Here is a 223-nt window from a genome sequence, read left to right as displayed (position 1 = left end):
TAGGGGTGGTACAGCCAGCGGAGATCGATCGGCGCGAGAATCACGTTTGCCAGCTCGTCGTCGGCGACAGCTCTCAACAGGATGTCCATCGCGCCAGCTCGCCAGGGGATCACCTCGGCGTAGAGCTGGGTATAGCTGTGGTACTCGGCGTCCTCGTCGGGATTCTCAAGTAACGTCCGCCAGTGCCATGCCTCTGGCGCGATCTCTGAACGCCTCGGCCACC

Annotated in this window: 1 pseudogene; it reads right to left on the bottom strand. The window is 62.8% G+C overall.

Annotated features, from left to right (window positions below):
- Nucleotides 1-223, bottom strand: a pseudogene (locus SNR22_RS29535) (hypothetical protein); the annotation flags it as partial.

The sequence above is a fragment of the Micromonospora sp. RTGN7 genome (assembly GCF_033804645.1).
Classification (GTDB): Bacteria; Actinomycetota; Actinomycetes; order Mycobacteriales; family Micromonosporaceae; genus Micromonospora.
Note: the sequence above shows the minus strand (reverse complement) of the source record. Positions and strands in the feature narration are given on the sequence as shown.